General features: G+C 60.0%; 17 protein-coding genes. 11 read left to right on the plus strand and 6 right to left on the minus strand.

Translation table 11 applies throughout. The features are described from left to right. The first annotated feature begins 182 nt into the window (after positions 1-182). Genes zwf through JZ00_RS24120 form a run of 3 tightly spaced genes read left to right on the plus strand, consistent with a single transcriptional unit; the run spans position 183 to position 3,038 of the window. Positions 183-1,655 carry a glucose-6-phosphate dehydrogenase gene (gene zwf / locus JZ00_RS24110; RefSeq protein ID WP_039593785.1) on the plus strand — a complete coding sequence of 491 codons (1,473 nt, stop codon included), beginning with the start codon at positions 183-185 and terminating at the stop codon, positions 1,653-1,655. Continuing rightward, the gene (pgl, locus tag JZ00_RS24115) at positions 1,642-2,355 is read left to right on the plus strand and encodes a 6-phosphogluconolactonase (protein ID WP_039593786.1); all 714 of its coding nucleotides are present in this window, start codon (positions 1,642-1,644) and stop codon (positions 2,353-2,355) included. Before zwf ends, pgl begins: the two co-directional genes overlap by 14 nt. Before the next feature lie 17 nt (positions 2,356-2,372). Continuing rightward, positions 2,373-3,038, plus strand: coding sequence for a bifunctional 4-hydroxy-2-oxoglutarate aldolase/2-dehydro-3-deoxy-phosphogluconate aldolase (locus JZ00_RS24120; RefSeq protein WP_039593787.1), 666 nt, complete (start codon positions 2,373-2,375; stop codon positions 3,036-3,038). A gap of 133 nt (positions 3,039-3,171) precedes the next feature. Here JZ00_RS24120 and JZ00_RS24125 read toward each other — a convergent pair whose 3' ends face one another. Both JZ00_RS24125 and JZ00_RS24130 read right to left on the minus strand, forming a co-directional pair. Further along, on the minus strand, positions 3,172-4,359 hold the full coding sequence (locus tag JZ00_RS24125; protein WP_039593788.1) for an aminotransferase class V-fold PLP-dependent enzyme: 1,188 nt from the start codon (positions 4,357-4,359) through the stop codon (positions 3,172-3,174). A gap of 28 nt (positions 4,360-4,387) precedes the next feature. Then, a complete protein-coding gene (locus tag JZ00_RS24130) occupies positions 4,388-4,624 on the minus strand; it encodes a DUF3820 family protein (protein WP_039593789.1) in 237 nt (78 codons plus the stop codon). Positions 4,625-4,830: 206 nt separating this feature from the next. On the opposite strand from JZ00_RS24130, the gene JZ00_RS24135 reads away from it, so the two are divergent. The 4 genes from JZ00_RS24135 (at position 4,831) to JZ00_RS24150 (ending at position 8,572) form a co-directional block, all read left to right on the plus strand. Continuing rightward, positions 4,831-5,295, plus strand: a complete 465-nt coding sequence (locus JZ00_RS24135; protein ID WP_039593790.1) for a PA2169 family four-helix-bundle protein — start codon at positions 4,831-4,833, stop codon at positions 5,293-5,295. 209 nt (positions 5,296-5,504) lie between these two features. Beyond that, complete coding sequence (locus JZ00_RS24140; protein ID WP_039593835.1) at positions 5,505-7,505, plus strand: FUSC family protein; 2,001 nt, start codon at positions 5,505-5,507, stop codon at positions 7,503-7,505. Continuing rightward, entirely contained in the window at positions 7,492-7,698 is a 207-nt protein-coding gene (locus JZ00_RS24145) for a DUF1656 domain-containing protein (protein WP_039593791.1), read from the plus strand. Before JZ00_RS24140 ends, JZ00_RS24145 begins: the two co-directional genes overlap by 14 nt. A 10-nt stretch (positions 7,699-7,708) precedes the next feature. Next, on the plus strand, positions 7,709-8,572 hold the full coding sequence (locus tag JZ00_RS24150) for an efflux RND transporter periplasmic adaptor subunit (protein WP_039593792.1): 864 nt from the start codon (positions 7,709-7,711) through the stop codon (positions 8,570-8,572). Positions 8,573-8,626: 54 nt separating this feature from the next. Here JZ00_RS24150 and JZ00_RS24155 read toward each other — a convergent pair whose 3' ends face one another. Then, a complete protein-coding gene (locus JZ00_RS24155) occupies positions 8,627-9,097 on the minus strand; it encodes a MaoC family dehydratase (RefSeq protein ID WP_030139345.1) in 471 nt (156 codons plus the stop codon). 39 nt (positions 9,098-9,136) lie between these two features. Beyond that, entirely contained in the window at positions 9,137-10,081 is a 945-nt protein-coding gene (locus JZ00_RS24160; protein ID WP_039593793.1) for an alpha/beta hydrolase, read from the minus strand. 226 nt (positions 10,082-10,307) lie between these two features. Between JZ00_RS24160 and fadD2 the strand changes: the two genes are divergently transcribed. After that, entirely contained in the window at positions 10,308-11,996 is a 1,689-nt protein-coding gene (fadD2, locus tag JZ00_RS24165; protein WP_039593794.1) for a long-chain-fatty-acid--CoA ligase FadD2, read from the plus strand. 367 nt (positions 11,997-12,363) lie between these two features. Beyond that, on the plus strand, positions 12,364-14,055 hold the full coding sequence (gene fadD1 / locus JZ00_RS24170; RefSeq protein ID WP_039593795.1) for a long-chain-fatty-acid--CoA ligase FadD1: 1,692 nt from the start codon (positions 12,364-12,366) through the stop codon (positions 14,053-14,055). Between the two features lie 51 nt (positions 14,056-14,106). Here fadD1 and JZ00_RS24175 read toward each other — a convergent pair whose 3' ends face one another. Next, positions 14,107-14,484, minus strand: coding sequence for a hypothetical protein (locus JZ00_RS24175; protein WP_039593796.1), 378 nt, complete (start codon positions 14,482-14,484; stop codon positions 14,107-14,109). A 246-nt stretch (positions 14,485-14,730) separates the two neighbouring features. Here JZ00_RS24175 and JZ00_RS24180 point away from each other — a divergent pair, with 246 nt between their 5' ends. Continuing rightward, the gene (locus JZ00_RS24180; protein ID WP_039593797.1) at positions 14,731-15,681 is read left to right on the plus strand and encodes a YihY/virulence factor BrkB family protein; all 951 of its coding nucleotides are present in this window, start codon (positions 14,731-14,733) and stop codon (positions 15,679-15,681) included. After that, on the plus strand, positions 15,678-16,217 hold the full coding sequence (gene def / locus JZ00_RS24185) for a peptide deformylase (protein WP_039593798.1): 540 nt from the start codon (positions 15,678-15,680) through the stop codon (positions 16,215-16,217). Before JZ00_RS24180 ends, def begins: the two co-directional genes overlap by 4 nt. A 32-nt stretch (positions 16,218-16,249) precedes the next feature. Here def and JZ00_RS24190 read toward each other — a convergent pair whose 3' ends face one another. After that, positions 16,250-16,672 carry a GNAT family N-acetyltransferase gene (locus tag JZ00_RS24190; protein ID WP_039593799.1) on the minus strand — a complete coding sequence of 141 codons (423 nt, stop codon included), beginning with the start codon at positions 16,670-16,672 and terminating at the stop codon, positions 16,250-16,252. Between the last annotated feature and the right edge of the window lie 71 nt (positions 16,673-16,743).

Raw genomic sequence — 16,743 nt, forward strand, 5'->3', positions numbered from 1 at the left:
TTCCTAGAGATGACGGGTCTTTGATACGACCCTTTGCGGTGGCCTATCCTACTGATGGCTCCGACGGACCACCACTCGGAATCGGTATTTTCGAAAAATGTTGTGGTTATTACTACATTTTTCCTTGAGTGATGCCTTGAAAAAAGGTATTTGTAGCTTAACTTGATAAAAGAACAAACATCATGCATTCGATTACGGTTGAACCGTGCACTTTTGCCTTGTTCGGCGCGCTGGGCGACCTGGCGCTTCGCAAGCTGTTTCCAGCCCTTTATCAGCTCGATGGCGCCGGCCTGTTGCACGAAGACACGCGAATCCTGGCGCTGGCCCGCGAACCGGGCAGCGAACAGCAGCATTTGGCGTTCATCAGCACCGAGCTGCGGCGCTATGTGGGCGATAAAGACCTCGACGAAACCGTGATCGAACGCTTCCTGGCGCGGCTGACTTACCTGCACGTCGATTTCCTCAAGGCGGACGATTACGTCGCGCTTGCCGAGCAGGTCGGCTTGACCCAGCAACAAGTCATCGCCTACTTCGCCACTCCGGCGGCGGTCTATGGCGCGATCTGCGAGAACCTGGCGAAAGTCGGCCTCAGCGAAAACACCCGTGTCGTGCTGGAAAAACCCATCGGCTCGGACCTCGAGTCGTCGCGCAAGGTCAACGACGCCGTGGCGCAGTTCTTTCCCGAGAACCGCACTTACCGCATCGACCATTACCTGGGCAAGGAAACGGTACAGAACCTGATCGCGCTGCGGTTCGCCAACAGCCTGTTCGAAACCCAGTGGAACCAGAACTACATCTCCCACGTGGAAATCACCGTGGCCGAGAAGGTCGGGATCGAAGGGCGTTGGGGCTATTTCGACAAGGCTGGCCAACTGCGTGACATGATCCAGAATCACCTGCTGCAGCTGTTGTGCCTGATCGCCATGGACCCGCCGGCCGACCTGTCCGCCGACAGCATCCGTGACGAGAAGGTCAAGGTGCTCAAGGCCTTGGCGCCGATCAGCCCGGAAGGCCTGACTACCCAGGTGGTGCGCGGCCAGTACATCGCCGGCCACAGCGAAGGCAAGGCGGTGCCGGGATACCTGGAAGAGCCGAATTCCAATACCCAGAGCGACACCGAGACGTTCGTTGCCTTGCGCGCCGATATCCGCAACTGGCGCTGGGCGGGTGTTCCGTTCTACCTGCGCACCGGCAAGCGCATGCCGCAGAAGCTGTCGCAGATCGTGATCCACTTCAAGGAACCGTCCCACTACATCTTCGCTCCCGAGCAGCGCCTGCAGATCAGCAACAAGCTGATCATCCGCCTGCAACCGGACGAAGGGATTTCCTTGCGGGTGATGACCAAGGAGCAAGGCCTGGACAAGGGCATGCAATTACGCAGCGGTCCGCTGCAACTCAACTTCTCCGACACCTACCGTAGCGCACGGATTCCCGATGCCTACGAACGGTTGTTGCTGGAAGTCATGAACGGCAATCAGAACCTGTTTGTTCGTAAAGATGAAATCGAAGCCGCGTGGACGTGGTGTGACCAGTTGATCGCCGGCTGGAAGAAGTCCGGTGATGCGCCCAAGCCTTATGCCGCTGGGTCATGGGGGCCGATGAGCTCCATTGCACTGATCACGCGGGATGGGAGGTCATGGTATGGCGATATCTGAATTGAATCTGCCCCAGGGTGTCACTGCCCTGGAGTTCAAGAGCCCGGTGCTGCTGGCGCAAAGCCTGGCCCTGAGCGTGGCGCAGCAACTGCGCGCCGCGATCGAGGCCAAAGGCGCGGCGACCCTTGTGGTGTCCGGCGGTCGCAGCCCGGTGGCATTTTTCCAGCACTTGGCCAAGGAGGCGCTGGACTGGTCGAAAGTGGTGGTGAGCCTGGCCGATGAACGCTGGGTGCCGGTTGAACATGCCGACAGCAATGCCGGCCTGCTCAAGCGTTATCTGCTCCAGAGGGCCGCGGCCAAGGCGCAGTTCCTGAGCCTCTACAGCGCCAGCGCCAACCTGGAAGCCGCCGCCGAACAGGCGGATCGCCGGCTCGCCGAGCTGCCGCCGATTGACGTGCTGATACTGGGCATGGGCGATGACGGCCATACCGCTTCGCTGTTTCCCGGCAGCCCGAACCTGGCTGAGGCCCTGGATCAAAATGGCGTCCGCCGTTGCTGGCCGATGCTCGCGCCGACGGTACCGCATCAACGCCTGACGATGAGCCGTGCCTTGCTGGCTTCGGCCACGCACAAAGTCCTGTCGATTTCCGGTCAATCGAAATTGACCACCCTGAACGCTGCAGTGGCCGGTGACAACGTCGCCGATATGCCGATCCGCGCGTTTCTGCAACCTACGTTAGAGATTTACTGGTGCCCATGAACCAAGGATCAGCCGCTATGAAAAACCCATCCTCGACCGTTTCCATGGCGGACAAAGTGACGCTGATCGACAGCCTCTGCGCCAAGGCGCGGATTCTGCCGGTGATTACCATTGCGCGTGAACAAGACATCCTGCCGTTGGCCGATGCCTTGGCCGCTGGTGGCCTGACGGCACTGGAAGTGACCTTGCGCTCGCAGTACGGCCTCAAGGCCATTCAGGTACTGCGCGAGCAGCGCCCGGAACTGGTGACGGGCGCTGGCACGGTGCTCGATCGTCACATGCTGGCCGCCGCCGAGGCAGCCGGTTCGCAGTTCATCGTGACGCCGGGTATCACCCGGGACTTGCTGGAGGCCAGCGTCCAGAGCCCGATCCCGTTGTTGCCGGGGATCAGCAATGCCTCGGGCATCATGGAAGGCTATGGCCTGGGCTATCGCCGCTTCAAGTTGTTCCCGGCGGAGGTCAGCGGTGGCGTCGCTGCCATCAAGGCGTTGGGCGGGCCATTCGGCGAAGTGAAATTCTGCCCGACCGGCGGCGTGAGCCCGGCCAATATCAAGAGCTACATGGCGTTGAAAAACGTGATGTGCGTGGGCGGCAGTTGGATGCTAGATCCGGAGTGGATCAAGAACGGCGACTGGGCCCGTATCCAGGAATGCACCGCCGAGGCACTGGCGCTGCTGGACTGATTGTCTTACCGAACTTCGTTGTGTGTTCTACGGCTTTACGGTGCGCTTGGTCGGCGCACCGTTTTTTTTTTGCCTGTATTTTTGCAGCGAGCACGCTGGCTCTGTGGCGAGGGGATAAATCCCCTCGCTACAACTAGATTCGGCTCAGGTCGGTCAGCGCTCGGGTCAACCGCTCGATATCACGGCCCAAGGTAATCAACCCCGGCGTAATGCGAATGCAAAGGCCGACGCTGGTCTTGCGCACCACGGTAAAAATCCCATGCTCCTCGAGCAACCGATCAGCCATCGCTTGCTGGTCAGGCTGGTGGGTAAAACGCATTGAAGTGATGCCGCAATAGAGGCGCCGGTCGTCCGGCGTCATGACCTCAATGCCCGGCACGTCACGAACGGCGTTTACCCACAAGTCCCGCAGATGACAGAGCCGTGCGCCCTTGGCCGATGCTCCGCCCAGGGCACGGTGCTCTTCGAATGCCAGGGGCAGCGTCAGCAACGCCGGAATGTTGGGCGTACTGTGAGGCGTGCGCGAGCGTATGTCGGTGGGCGGGTAGTGGCTCTCGTCCATGTCCGGGTCGATGTCGGCCAGCCGGTGTGGCGCGATATAGAGGAAGCCCAGCGCCAAGGGGCCGCCAAGCCATTTCTGCAGGTTGAACCCGGCAAACTCAATGCCGAGTTTCTTGAGATTGAAATCGATCTGGCCCAAGGCGTGGGCACCGTCGAGAATGATATCGACCCCGAATTCCCGTGCTGTCTCGGCGATCGCCTGGACCGGCATCACCAGGCCGGTCAGATGGTTCACATAAGTCAGCGCCATCAGCTTCAGGCGCGGATAACGAATGAAGGCTTCTCGGTAAGTGCCTACCAGTGCGTCAAAACTGGCAGGGTGCGGATGGACCAGCTCGACAACCTCGGCGCCGCGCTGGCGGGCCAGCCAGCGCATCGCGCTCTTGACCGACTCGTATTCCACATCGCTGATCAATACCTGGTCGCCAGGCTTGAGCTTGTTGTAATTGCGAATCAGCGTCTGCAGGGCGTCAACCGCATTGTTGGCCAGTGTCACGGTGGACGCTGGGGCGTGGATCAGTTGCGCCACTTCTCGGCGTATCGCTTCGCCATGCTCCTGGTCGAATTGTTGGCGCACATAAAACGAATTGCCGCGGTTCACCAGCTCGATATTGCGTTGATATTCTTCCACCACCGTACGCGACATCCGGCCGAAGTAACCGTTTTCGAGATTGAGGGGCCCATCGGCGTCGACATCGTAGCGACCGACAAAGGTTTCCCAGAAGGTTTCATCATGGGCGCGCAGCGTATTTTCGGGCATGGCGGGGCTCAATCAGTCAAAGGCAGCATCAGTAGCCAGGTTTGGGCAAGCCATGTTTGGCTCGCAGCGGGTCCAGCAGGTCCGACAGGCCGTTGTGGTCGATTTCCTGCATCAACGCCAGCAAGCCGCCCAATTCCCCGTGGGGAAAACCCTCCCGTGCGAACCAATTCAGATACTGGCCCGGCAGGTCGGCAAGGATTCGGCCCTTGTACTTGCCAAAGGGCATCTGGCGGGTGACCAGCAGTTCCAGCTTTTCCGGATTCATAGGCGAATGTCTTGTTGAAAACCATCGGCAAAATACAGGCATTCTGCATGCAGGCCAAATGACAGATCATGCAAATAAAGCGGATACAGAAATTGCGTTATTTTATAAATATTTGATTTATAAGGGTTTTATGTTGGTTCGGTGGCTGGCATGGGCGATGCAATATTCCTTGCAGGTTTTTATTCACCAAGCAAAGGAACTGAAAAATGACTGACATCAACAAAGAATCCATCTCTGTCTTGAATGACCTGATCGAGACCAGCAAGGATGGCCAGGAAGGATTCAAGACCTGCGCTGAAGACATCAAGCACCCTGAACTCAAGGCACTGTTCGTCAAGCGTTCCGCCGACTGCGCCACTGCTGCGGCCGAGCTGCAAGCCGCCGTACGTTCCCTGGGCGGCGATCCGGAAACTTCTACCAGCGTTGCCGGTGACCTGCACCGTCGTTGGGTCGACGTAAAATCGATGTTCACCGGCAAGGACGAAGAAGCGGTGCTGAACGAGGCCGAGCGCGGCGAAGACCACGCGCTGAAGGCTTACCGGGAAGCGATGGAGAAGATCAACAAGCACAACCTGGAGGGCATTCGCGACCTGGTGGAGCGTCAGTACCACGGTGTGCAACGCAACCACGACCAGGTCAAGGCCCTGCGCAACCAGGCGCGCGCCAGCTAACACTTGCGTGTGACGAAAAACGCCAGCTTGCCTGGCGTTTTTTTATGGAAGCGATCCGGGGCGAGGAACGCTTTCTATCAGCACAAATCCGCAAGAGAGTTTGTCAGATCTCTCAACAATCAACGCTGGACGTCAATAGATAGCTACCTAATAATTGCATCGCATTTTCCACGATCTATCGTTACGTCATCCCAAGAAGAGTTTTGCGCGTGCCCATCACCTTTCAGGCTCTGTTCGCCCCTGATCGCCTCGCTGTGCAGTTCGCCATCAAGACCGTGCTCGGTGGTGGCCTGGCGTTGTGGCTGGCGTTGCGCTGGGGATTGGAGCAGCCGTCATGGGCGCTGATGACGGCGTTCATCGTGGCCCAGCCGTTGTCCGGCATGGTGGTACAGAAAGGCTTGGCACGCTTGGTCGGGACGGCGGTGGGAACGATCATGTCGGTGGTGTTCATGGGCTTGTTCGCCCAGGCGCCCTGGTTGTTCTTGCTGGCGCTGGCGTTGTGGCTGGGCGTGTGCACGGCGTGTTCGACGTTGTTGCGCAGCGCCTGGTCGTATTCGTTCGTGCTGGCGGGCTACACCGTGGCGATCATTGCCCTGCCGGCGATTTCCCATCCGCTTGGGGTATTCGATCAGGCCGTGGCGCGCTGTACCGAGATCAGCCTGGGCATTACTTGCGCCACCTTGACCAGTGCCTTGCTCTGGCCGTTGCGGGTTGAACGGCAACTGGCGGATCAGGCCCGCGCCGCCTGGCAGAGCGGCATGCAGGCAGCCCGCGCCACCTTGGCAGGCGATGCCCAGGCACGCAAAGGCTTGCTCGAAATTCTCGGCAAGATCGTCGCGGTAGACGCCCAGCGCGAACATGCCTGGTTCGAAGGCCGATTGGGACGCCAGCGCGCCCGGTCCATCAGCGGCTTGAGCCAGAAACTGTTGATGCTGCTGCGCCTTTCCCGCTCCGTACGCCGGCAATGGAAACAGCTCGAGCCCCAGGAGGCCGAAGCGCTGCAGCCGTGGATGGACGAGGTACAGCAAGCCCTCGACGCTGACAGCGCGACACTGCACGCACTGCGACCGCGGGTCTGGGACGCCTCTCACGACTCCCGGTTAAGCTCGGCGCAAAGTTATTGCCTGGCACGTTTCGCCTTGTTGCTCGACACCGCCCTGGCGGCTTGCGATGCGCTGTCGGCGGTGCAAGAGGGCAGGGCGGCGGCCGATCCCCCACGCACCCTGGCGCCGCATCGGGACCTGTCCTTGGCGATGGTGTTCGGCGCCCGCAGCGCCCTGGCGTTCCTGGCGGTCGCGTGTTTCTGGCTGGCGACTGCCTGGCCGGCTGCTTCGGGTGCTTTGCTGCTTACTTGCGTGGTGTGCAGCCTGTTCGCCAGCCGTGAAAACGGTGCGCAGATCGGCATGAGTTTCTTGCGAGGGATTCTCCTGGCGGTTCCGACCGCGTTTGTGATCGGTGAAATCATGCTGCCGCAATGGAGCAGCTTCGCAATGCTCGGCATGGCCATGGGCGTGCCTTTGTTCCTCGGGGCGCTGTGCATGGCCAAGCCGCCGCTCTACGCGACCGCCACCTCGTTCTGTCTGCATTTCGTGGTGCTGGTCTCGCCGCTCAACGCCATGAAGTACGACGTTGCGACTTTTTTCAATAACGCCCAGGCCATGATGATCGGTGTTGGCGCAGCGGTGTTGGCATTCAATCTGTTGATTCTGCGCAACCCGGCCTGGCACAGCCGCCGGTTGCTGGCGGCAACGCTGGATGACCTGGTGCGCTTGACCCATCGCAGTCTGCGCGGCGCCGAGAGCTGGTTCGGCGGGCGCATGGCCGATCGTTTGCTGCAACTGGCGCGTCACTATCCCGAGCTGCCGGTGCCGTCGCGCAGTCGTTGGGACGATGGTTTGCTGGGCCTGGACATCGGCGACGAATTGCTCCATCTGCGCTTGAGCCTGGCGGTCGCCCAGGTTCCGGAAAGTCCAGCCCAGCGCCATTATTTCGAAACGTTGGAACAGGTGCTGGAGCGCGGCCCGGCCGGCGACCAGGGCGACGCATTGGCCCAGGCGAGCGACGAGTACTTACGGGTGCTTTCGCAACAGCCGGCGAGCGACGCGCTGAAGCTGGCCCAAGGCGCCGTGGTGCAATTGCAAAACAGCTGGCGTGCCTGGTGCCGCCAGCACGAATCTACAGAAGGGAAACATAGCCATGGGCTTGCGTGAGTGGTCGATCGGCGGGGTGTTGCTCAGTCCGTTCCTGATTTATGTCGTGCTCGCCTTGTTGGTGACTGGGGGCCTGCGCCTGTTGCTCAGCCTGGTGCCGGCCGGGCGCTGGATCTGGCACGAAGCGTTGTTCGACTGCGCCCTGTATGTCTGCGTCCTGACTGTCATTACCCGGGTCCTCGGACCGTTATAAGGAGTTGAACATGCGTACTTCCGTACGTGTCGCCGTCACGCTGAGCGTGGTGGCCGTGGCGATCTTCGCCGGCCTGCATTTGTGGCAGTACTACATGCTCACACCCTGGACCCGGGATGCACGCATCCGCGCCGATGTGGTGGTTATCGCCCCTGACGTTTCTGGTTGGGTGCGTGAACTCAAGGCCGTGGACAACCAGCCAGTCAAGGCGGGGGATCTCTTGCTGAGTATCGATCGCGAGCGTTTCGAGGCCGCATTGGAGAAAGCTCGGGCGGTGGTCCAGACGCGCCAGCAGCAATTGAGCCTGCGCGAACACGAAGCCAGCCGCCGGGCGGCCCTGGGGCCCCAGGCCATCAGTGCGGAATTGCGTGAAAACGCCCAGATCAATGCGGGCATTGCCCGAGGCGAACTGCGCGAGGCCCAGGCCGAGGCCAAGGTTGCGGAGCTGAACCTGGCCCGCAGCCAGGTCCTGGCCCCACGTAGCGGTCACATCACCAACCTGCGCCTGGCCCAAGGCAACTACGTGAATGCCGGCCAACCGGTCATGGCATTGATCGATGATTCAACGTTCTACGTGCAGGCCTACTTCGAAGAAACCAAATTGCCGAGGATTCGCGTCGGCGATCCGGTCAAGGTCTGGTTGATGAGCGCCGGCCATGCCCTGCAAGGCCATGTGGAAAGCATCAGCCGAGGCATCACCGACCGCAACACCAATCCCGATGCGCAACTGCTGGCGGAAGTCGAGCCGACCTTCAACTGGGTGCGCCTGGCCCAGCGGATCCCGGTGCGGATCAAGCTGGACAAGGTGCCGGAGGGCGTGAGCCTGAGTGCCGGGATGACGGCGAGCGTGCAGGTCCTCGACACTGCGCGATAACTTGTGGCGCGGGGATAAATCCCCTCGCCACACATCACTTACTTTGGATCGCAATCAACCGACAGTAATCGCCGGCAACTCCGGCAACGTCACAGTCTGCTGCTTGCGCGGTGCGAGGATTTCCGCTTCGCCGTCCACCACCAGTTCATCGCGCTGATTGAATACGCGGGTCGCAATGCGTACGCGGAATTTTGGCAGTTTCTCCAGGATCTCCAGGCGTACGGTCAGGGTATCGCCAATCTTCACGGGTTTCTGGAAGCTCATCTGCTGGCCGATGTAGATAGTGCCCGGCCCAGGCAACTCGCACGCCACTGCCGCGCTGATCAGTGCGCCGCTGAACATGCCATGGGCAATACGCTCCTTGAACATGCTGGCGGCGGCGAACTCGGCGTCCAGGTGCACCGGGTTGTGATCGCCGGACATGGCGGCGAACAGCTGGATGTCGCGCTCTTCGACGGTCTTGCTGTAGCTGGCGGTCTGGCCGACTTCGAGGGCTTCGTAAGGGATGTTGGTAACCTGGGTCATGTCTGGATCCTGTGACGTGTAGAGAAAAACGCTGCAAACCTACTCGCTGCGTGGCGGCCGCCGATGGCTCAGGGCCTGGGCAATCCAGGCCAGCACGTCGGCGGTCACTTCATCGCGGTTGGTTTCGTTGAACAGTTCGTGCCGGGCCTGCGGATAGATCTTTAACTGCAAATGCTGGTTGCCGCCGTCGCGCAGGGCATCGGCCAGATCTTTCAGACGCTTGCCTTCGCTCACCGGATCACATTCGCCGCCGATCACCAGCAACGGCAGGCCTGGATCGATCTGCGCGAGAGTGGACGCTTTGCTGATCTGCTGCAACCCGCCGAGCAGGTCGACCCACAGTTGATTGGTGCAACGAAAGCCGCATAGCGGGTCCTGGACGTACTTGTCCACTTCCGCGGGGTCGCGGCTGAGCCAGTCGAAGGGCGTGCGCACGGGTTTGAATTTTTTGTTGAAACTGCCGAAGGACAGCCACTCGATCAGCGCGCTGCGCCCTGTGGGTCCCTGGCGTCGTCGCTCGAAACGGGCGATCAGTCGCGCCGCGCCGTAAAGCGCCACGGGCTGGAAATTCGAGCCGCTGAGGATGGCCCCGTGCAGGCTGGCGCTGTGGTGTAACAAATATCCCTGGGCGATATAACTGCCCATGCTGTGGCCCAGTAGCAGGATTGGTATTTCTGGATGTTGCTGGCCGATTTGGTGGTTCAGGCTCGCCAGGTCGCCGACAACCTTGGTCCAACCGTCGTGGTCGGCGAAGTGACCGAGGATCGCTGCTTCGCCGGTCTTGCCATGCCCACGCAGGTCCGGCGCGTAGATGCCATAGCCCTCATCGCACAGTGCCTGGGCCAGGCGCCCATAGCGGCCGCTGTGTTCGGCCATGCCGTGGGCCAGCATGATCACCGCCCGCGGGGCGGTTTCGGGTAGCCACTGATTGACGAACAAGCGGCTATGATCGGTCGCGGTCAGCCAGAACGTTTGGTGGATCATGGCGGTTCCTTTGCACAAAGTCAGACGCAGCGTCGCTGCATTGTATAGCGCATCCGTTGCGTCTCGCCTGAACAGGCCAAGGCAATTCAGGAAGATTCACACAATCTATGACGCAAGTTGCCATATTTGCCTGATTGGCCATAGCTGCTAGTGTCCCATGAGCTCCGCCTGTGCAAGCGATACGCAAGCGGTCCCCGGATATGTTCAGGTAAAGAGGACAAAAACAATGCAGCCTGATTTCTGGAATGACAAACGCCCGGCCGGCGTGCCCTCGGACATCGACCTGAGTGCCTACAAGTCGGTTGTCGAGGTGTTCGAGCGTTCCTGCAAGAAATTCGCCGACCGTCCGGCCTACAGCAACATGGGCGTGACGCTCACCTATGCCGAGCTGGAGCGCTACAGCGCGGCCTTTGCCGGCTATCTGCAAGCCCATACCGACCTGGCGCCGGGCGATCGTATCGCCGTGCAGATGCCCAACGTCCTGCAGTACCCGATCGCGGTCTTCGGCGCCCTGCGCGCCGGGCTGGTGGTGGTCAATACCAACCCGCTTTATACCCCCCGGGAAATGCGTCATCAGTTCAAGGACTCCGGTGCCCGGGCGCTGGTGTACATGAACCTGTTCGGGCAGAAAGTCCAGGAAGTGCTGCCCGACACCGACCTGCAATACCTGATCGAAGCGAAGATGGGCGACCTGATGCCCACCGCCAAGGGCTGGCTGGTCAATACGGTGGTGAGCAAGGTCAAGAAGATGGTCCCGGACTATTCACTGCCCCAGGCCATTTCCTTCAAGAGTGCCTTGCGGCTGGGACGAGGCCAGGGCATCAAGCCGCTGAGCGTCGGCCTCGACGACATTGCCGTGCTGCAATACACCGGTGGCACCACCGGCTTGGCCAAAGGTGCCATGCTGACCCATCGCAACCTGGTGGCCAACATGCAGCAGGCCCGCGCCTGCCTGGGGCAGATCGGCGACGACGGCCAGCCGTTGTTGCGCGAGGGCCAGGAAGTGATGATCGCACCGCTGCCGCTGTATCACATCTATGCCTTCACGGCGAACTGCATGTGCATGATGGTCACCGGCAACCACAACGTGCTGATCACCAATCCCAGGGACATCGGCGGTTTTATCAAGGAGCTGAAGAACTGGCGGTTTTCGCTGCTGCTGGGGCTGAACACGCTGTTCGTCGCGCTGATGGACCATCCTGATTTCAAGACGCTGGATTTCTCCAACCTCAAGGTCACCAACTCAGGCGGCACCGCACTGGTCAAGGCCACCGCGGAGCGTTGGAAGCAGATGACCGGTTGCGGTATTACCGAGGGCTACGGGTTGACCGAAACCTCGCCAGTGGCCAGCGCCAATCCTTACGGTGGCAAGTCGCGCCTGGGCACGGTGGGGCTGCCGGTACCGGGTACGCTGATGAAAGTCATCAGCGACGACGGCGTCGAGCTACCTTTGGGCGAGCGCGGCGAGCTGTGCATCAAGGGGCCGCAGATCATGAAGGGCTACTGGAACAAGCCCGAAGCGACCGCCGAAGTGCTCGACAGCGAGGGCTGGTTCAAGTCCGGTGATGTCGCGGTGATCGATCCCGATGGGTTCGTGCGCATTGTCGACCGCAAGAAGGACATGATCATCGTCTCGGGTTTCAACGTGTATCCAAACGAAATCGAGGACGTGGTGATGGCCCATCCGAAAGTCGCCAGTTGCGCGGTAATCGGCGTGCCGGACGAGCGTTCGGGGGAGGCGGTGAAACTGTTCGTCGTGGCCCGTGAGTCGGGGGTCAGCCTTGAAGAGCTCAAGGCGTACTGCAAGGAGAACTTTGCCGGCTACAAGGTTCCCAAGCACATCGTGTTGCGGGAATCGCTGCCGATGACCCCAGTGGGCAAGATCCTGCGCCGGGAACTGCGCGATATCGCCTGACGATAAACAGCCTGTCCAGTACTAGATCCTGTGGGAGCCTGCTCGCGAAGCGGTATGACAGCGCCAGAGATATGGACTGGCACGCCGCTTTCGCAAGCAGGCTCGCTCTCACAATATTCAGGTATCCAGCGAAATCATACGGGGCTTAGAATTTTTACTCTAAAAATGACCATTGAATATTCTTGAGTCAAGTTTATGACTGTAGGGGCCGTTTTTGGCTCTAGGCGACCCTTGGCAAAGCTGCTACTCTCGGCGCGCTTTTGTGACTTCTCGGCCTTTATCCAAGCCAGATTCACCAATAGACACACACCAATAATAATCGCATCAAATGCGGTGAGAATTCGCGTTGCTGAGGAGTGGGGCTTCCATGATTGAAAACTTTTGGAAGGATAAATACCCAGCTGGGATTGCTGCCGACATCAATCCAGATGAGTATCCGAATATTCAGGCGGTGCTGAAGCAATCCTGCCAACGCTTCGCCGACAAGCCGGCATTCAGCAACCTCGGCAAGACCATCACCTATGGTGAACTCTACGAGTTGTCCGGTGCCTTCGCCGCGTACCTGCAACAGCATACCGATTTGCAGCCGGGCGATCGAATCGCCGTGCAGCTGCCCAACGTCCTCCAATACCCAGTCGCTGTGTTTGGTGCCATCCGCGCCGGCCTGATCGTGGTCAATACCAACCCGCTCTACACCGCGCGGGAAATGGAGCACCAATTCAACGACTCCGGCGCCAAGGCGCTGGTGTGCCTGGCAAACATGGCGCACCTGGCCGAAAGCGTGGTGCCCAAGACTGGCGTCAAGCACGTCATCGTCACCGAAGTGGCCGATTTGCTGCCGCCGCTCAAGCGCCTGTTGATCAACAGCGTCATCAAGTACATCAAGAAGATGGTCCCGGCTTATCATTTGCCCAAGGCCATCAAGTTCAACGACGTGCTGAGCAAAGGCCACGGCCAGCCCGTGAACGAAGCCAGCCCGACCAGTGATGACGTGGCGGTGCTGCAATATACCGGCGGCACCACCGGCGTGGCCAAGGGCGCGATGCTGACCCACCGCAACCTGGTGGCGAACATGCTGCAGTGCAAGGCGCTGATGGGTTCCAATCTCAATGAAGGCTGCGAAGTACTGATCACGCCGCTGCCGCTGTACCACATCTATGCCTTCACCTTTCATTGCATGGCGATGATGCTGATCGGCAACCACAACATCCTGATCAGCAACCCGCGCGATTTGTCGGCGATGGTCAAGGAACTGTCGAAGTGGAAATTCAGCGGCTTCGTCGGCCTCAATACTTTGTTCGTGGCGCTGTGCAACAACGAAGCCTTCCGCAAACTGGATTTCTCGGCGCTGAAGGTCACCCTGTCTGGCGGCATGGCTCTGCAATTGGCAGCGGCGGAACGTTGGAAAGCGGTCACCGGTTGCCCGATCTGCGAAGGCTACGGCATGACCGAAACCAGCCCGGTGGCCACCGTGAATCCGATCCAGAACATCCAGATTGGCACCATTGGCATCCCGGTTCCGTCGACGTTGTGCAAGGTCATCAACGACGCGGGCGAAGAACTGCCTTTGGGTGAAATTGGCGAATTGTGCGTGAAAGGCCCGCAAGTGATGAAGGGCTACTGGCAGCGCCAGGATGCCACCGACGAGATCCTCGACAGCGAAGGCTGGCTCAAGACCGGGGACATCGCGCTGATCCAGCCGGATGGCTACATGCGCATCGTCGATCGCAAGAAAGACATGATCCTGATCTCCGGCTTCAACGTTTACCCCAACGAGCTGGAAGACGTGTTGGCGGCCCTGCCGGGCGTGCTGCAATGCGCGGCCATCGGCGTACCGGATGAGAAATCCGGCGAGGCGATCAAGATCTTCATCGTCGTGCGTCCGGGCGTCACGCTGACCAAGGAACAGGTGATGGAACACATGCGCGCCAATGTCACCGGCTACAAAGTGCCCAAGTCGGTAGAGTTCCGCGATGCACTGCCGACCACCAACGTCGGTAAGATCCTGCGGCGCGAGTTACGTGATGAAGAGCTGAGGAAGTTGGGGCTGAAAAAGTAAGACAGCCGCCAATAAAAAGCCCCGCGATGCGGGGCTTTTTATTATGGAGCGCTACAACCGGAACTGCGCGAAATCCAGGTTGGTGCCACCCGGCCGCATGTCCTGCAGGTAGGAATCCTTGTCGGCACTGAGTTCCAGGCTCAGGGCGGCCTTGCGTTTGCCCTGGTTGCGCACTTCCAGGCCTTCCATTTTTTCTCGCAGGAATACGGTTGGCACCTTCAGGTGCAACAACTCGTCGGTGGCCGGTGTGTGCAACAGCAGATGAATCCATTCGTACTGCCCGATGGCCAGGCGAGCCACCGGAATGTCGAACCAGAAGATGTTGCGGTTGCGGTTCAGTTCGCTGAAATGGCAGTTGTTGACACCCAGGACGGCGCCGCCCAGTTGCTGGTTCCTGCGGGCGATGGCCTGCTTTTTGTCGAGTTTCATAACGTTCCTACGGGATTGGAGCTTCGGGCCAGGCCGGAATAGAGAGGCATTCTCGACGGTTGCCGGGCAAACATAAAGCCCCGCCTGTGCGAACGATGAAACTTGCCTCGTGAATCGCCGGTCAATTCTGCGTCGGCGGGAAAAACGCTGACAGTGTTCCAAAGTCGCCAAACCGGCTACTTTGATGTAGAAAACGGCCCTTGAGTCGCCACGGACTCCTCTTTCTTGCGGCGAAAGGAGACGCTTATGATGTTCCCGGCCTTGAAAGGCTTGCCCCTGCATCGCGTGATGATGCGCACGGTGACAGAGTTTCTCGACGACGAGATGTCGACCTATGCCTCCGCGCTGGCATACCAGATGCTGTTTTCGCTGTTTCCCTTCATTCTTTTCCTGATTGCACTGATTGGCTTCCTTCATCTGCCGGATTTCTTTTCCTGGCTGCGCCTGCAATCGGAACTGGTGCTGCCGCCCCAGGCGTTGGAGCAAGTCAACCCGGTGATCGACCAGCTCCAGCAATCCAAGGGCGGATTGCTCTCGGTGGGTATCGTGGTTGCGCTGTGGACCGCGTCGGCCGGCGTGCGATTGATGATGAGCGCGATGAACGCCGCCTACGACGTGGTAGAGGGACGTCCGGCCTGGAAGCGCTTTCCGCTGTCGATTCTCTACACCGTCGGCATTGCCGGCATGCTGCTGGCCGCCGCGGCCTTGATGGTACTGGGTCCGCAAGTGATGGGTTGGATTGCCGCGCAGATCGGGCTGGAGGAATTCATCGTCACGGTCTGGACTATTGCGCGCTGGCCGGTCATCGTGTTTTTGCTGATGGTGGCGGTGGCGCTGATCTATTACGTGATGCCGGACGTCAAGCAGGAGTTTCGCTTCATCACGCCGGGTTCGGTATTGGCTGTTGTGGTGTGGATCATCGCGTCCCTGGGCTTCGCGTTCTACGTCAAGACCTTCGCCGACTACAACGCCATGTATGGCAGTATCGGGGCAATCATCGTGCTGTTGTTGTACTTTTATATCTCGGCGGCCGTGCTGTTGCTCGGTGCGGAAATGAACGCGGTGATCGAGCACATGTCCGCCGAAGGCAAGGATCCTGGCGAAAAGAACCCCGGCGAGCACGAAAAACAGCATGTGTCGGGCCTGGGGCGCGACCATTCCATCCACCACACCCACACTGACGAAGCCCGACCATGATTCGCGAAATCCTCAAGATGGGCGACGAGCGCCTGTTGCGCATTGCCCCGCCGGTGCCGCCGGAAATGTTCGACAGTCCCGAGTTGTGGCAGTTGATCGACGACATGTTCCAGACCATGGAAAGCGTCGGCGGCGTCGGCCTGGCGGCGCCGCAGATCGGTGTAGACCTGCAACTGGTGATCTTCGGCTTCGAGCACAGCGAGCGTTATCCCGATGCCGAGGCGGTGCCGCAGACAATCCTGATCAACCCGTTGATCACGCCGCTGAGTCCGTTGATGGAGGAAGGCTTTGAAGGCTGCCTGTCGGTGCCAGGCTTGCGCGGCGCGGTGGATCGCTACCAGCAGATCCGCTACGAAGGTTTCGACCCCAAGGGCGAGCCGATCGTGCGCATCGCCTCGGGCTTTCATGCGCGGGTGGTCCAGCATGAATGCGACCACCTGATCGGTCGCTTGTATCCGTCGCGCATCACCGATTTCAGCAAGTTCGGATTCACCGAGGTGATGTTTCCGGATCTGGACCCCACGGCCGACGATTGAACATCCACACACCTCTGATATGAGCTGCACCTTCAGGACTGTTTATTCCGCTTCAGTCCCATCGCGATCATCGGCTTGCTGCGCGCATAACGACTCAGGCGCTCGGCCATCGCGTAGGGCAGGTCAGGGTCGAAACCGAACCCTTGTCGCTCGTAAAAACGGCGTAGATCGGGGTGGCAAAACAACCACACCGGCGCGTCCAGGTTTTTCACCGCTTCGGCGATCAACCGCCCCGCGATGCCCTGCGTGCGGTACGCCGGGTCGACAAACAGCCCCGTCAGCCAATGCCCACCCGAAACCGGTCGCAGGCACAGTGCTGCGACGATTTCCTCGCGCCGCGCCACCCACAGCTGTGCGTCGCGCACGGCTTTCATCGAGGATTGATGGGCGCGGTAGAACTTGTTCATCAACGGCCACAGGGGTTCGTCGAGACGTGTGCAATGGAATTCGGACATGGCGCAGGTGCGGTGGGGAATGAAAGCGGGGGATTGTAAGGGAGCAAACAATGCGCCGGGAGACTCCCGGC

This window comes from Pseudomonas frederiksbergensis (genome assembly GCF_000802155.2).
GTDB lineage: Bacteria > Pseudomonadota > Gammaproteobacteria > Pseudomonadales > Pseudomonadaceae > Aquipseudomonas > Aquipseudomonas frederiksbergensis_A.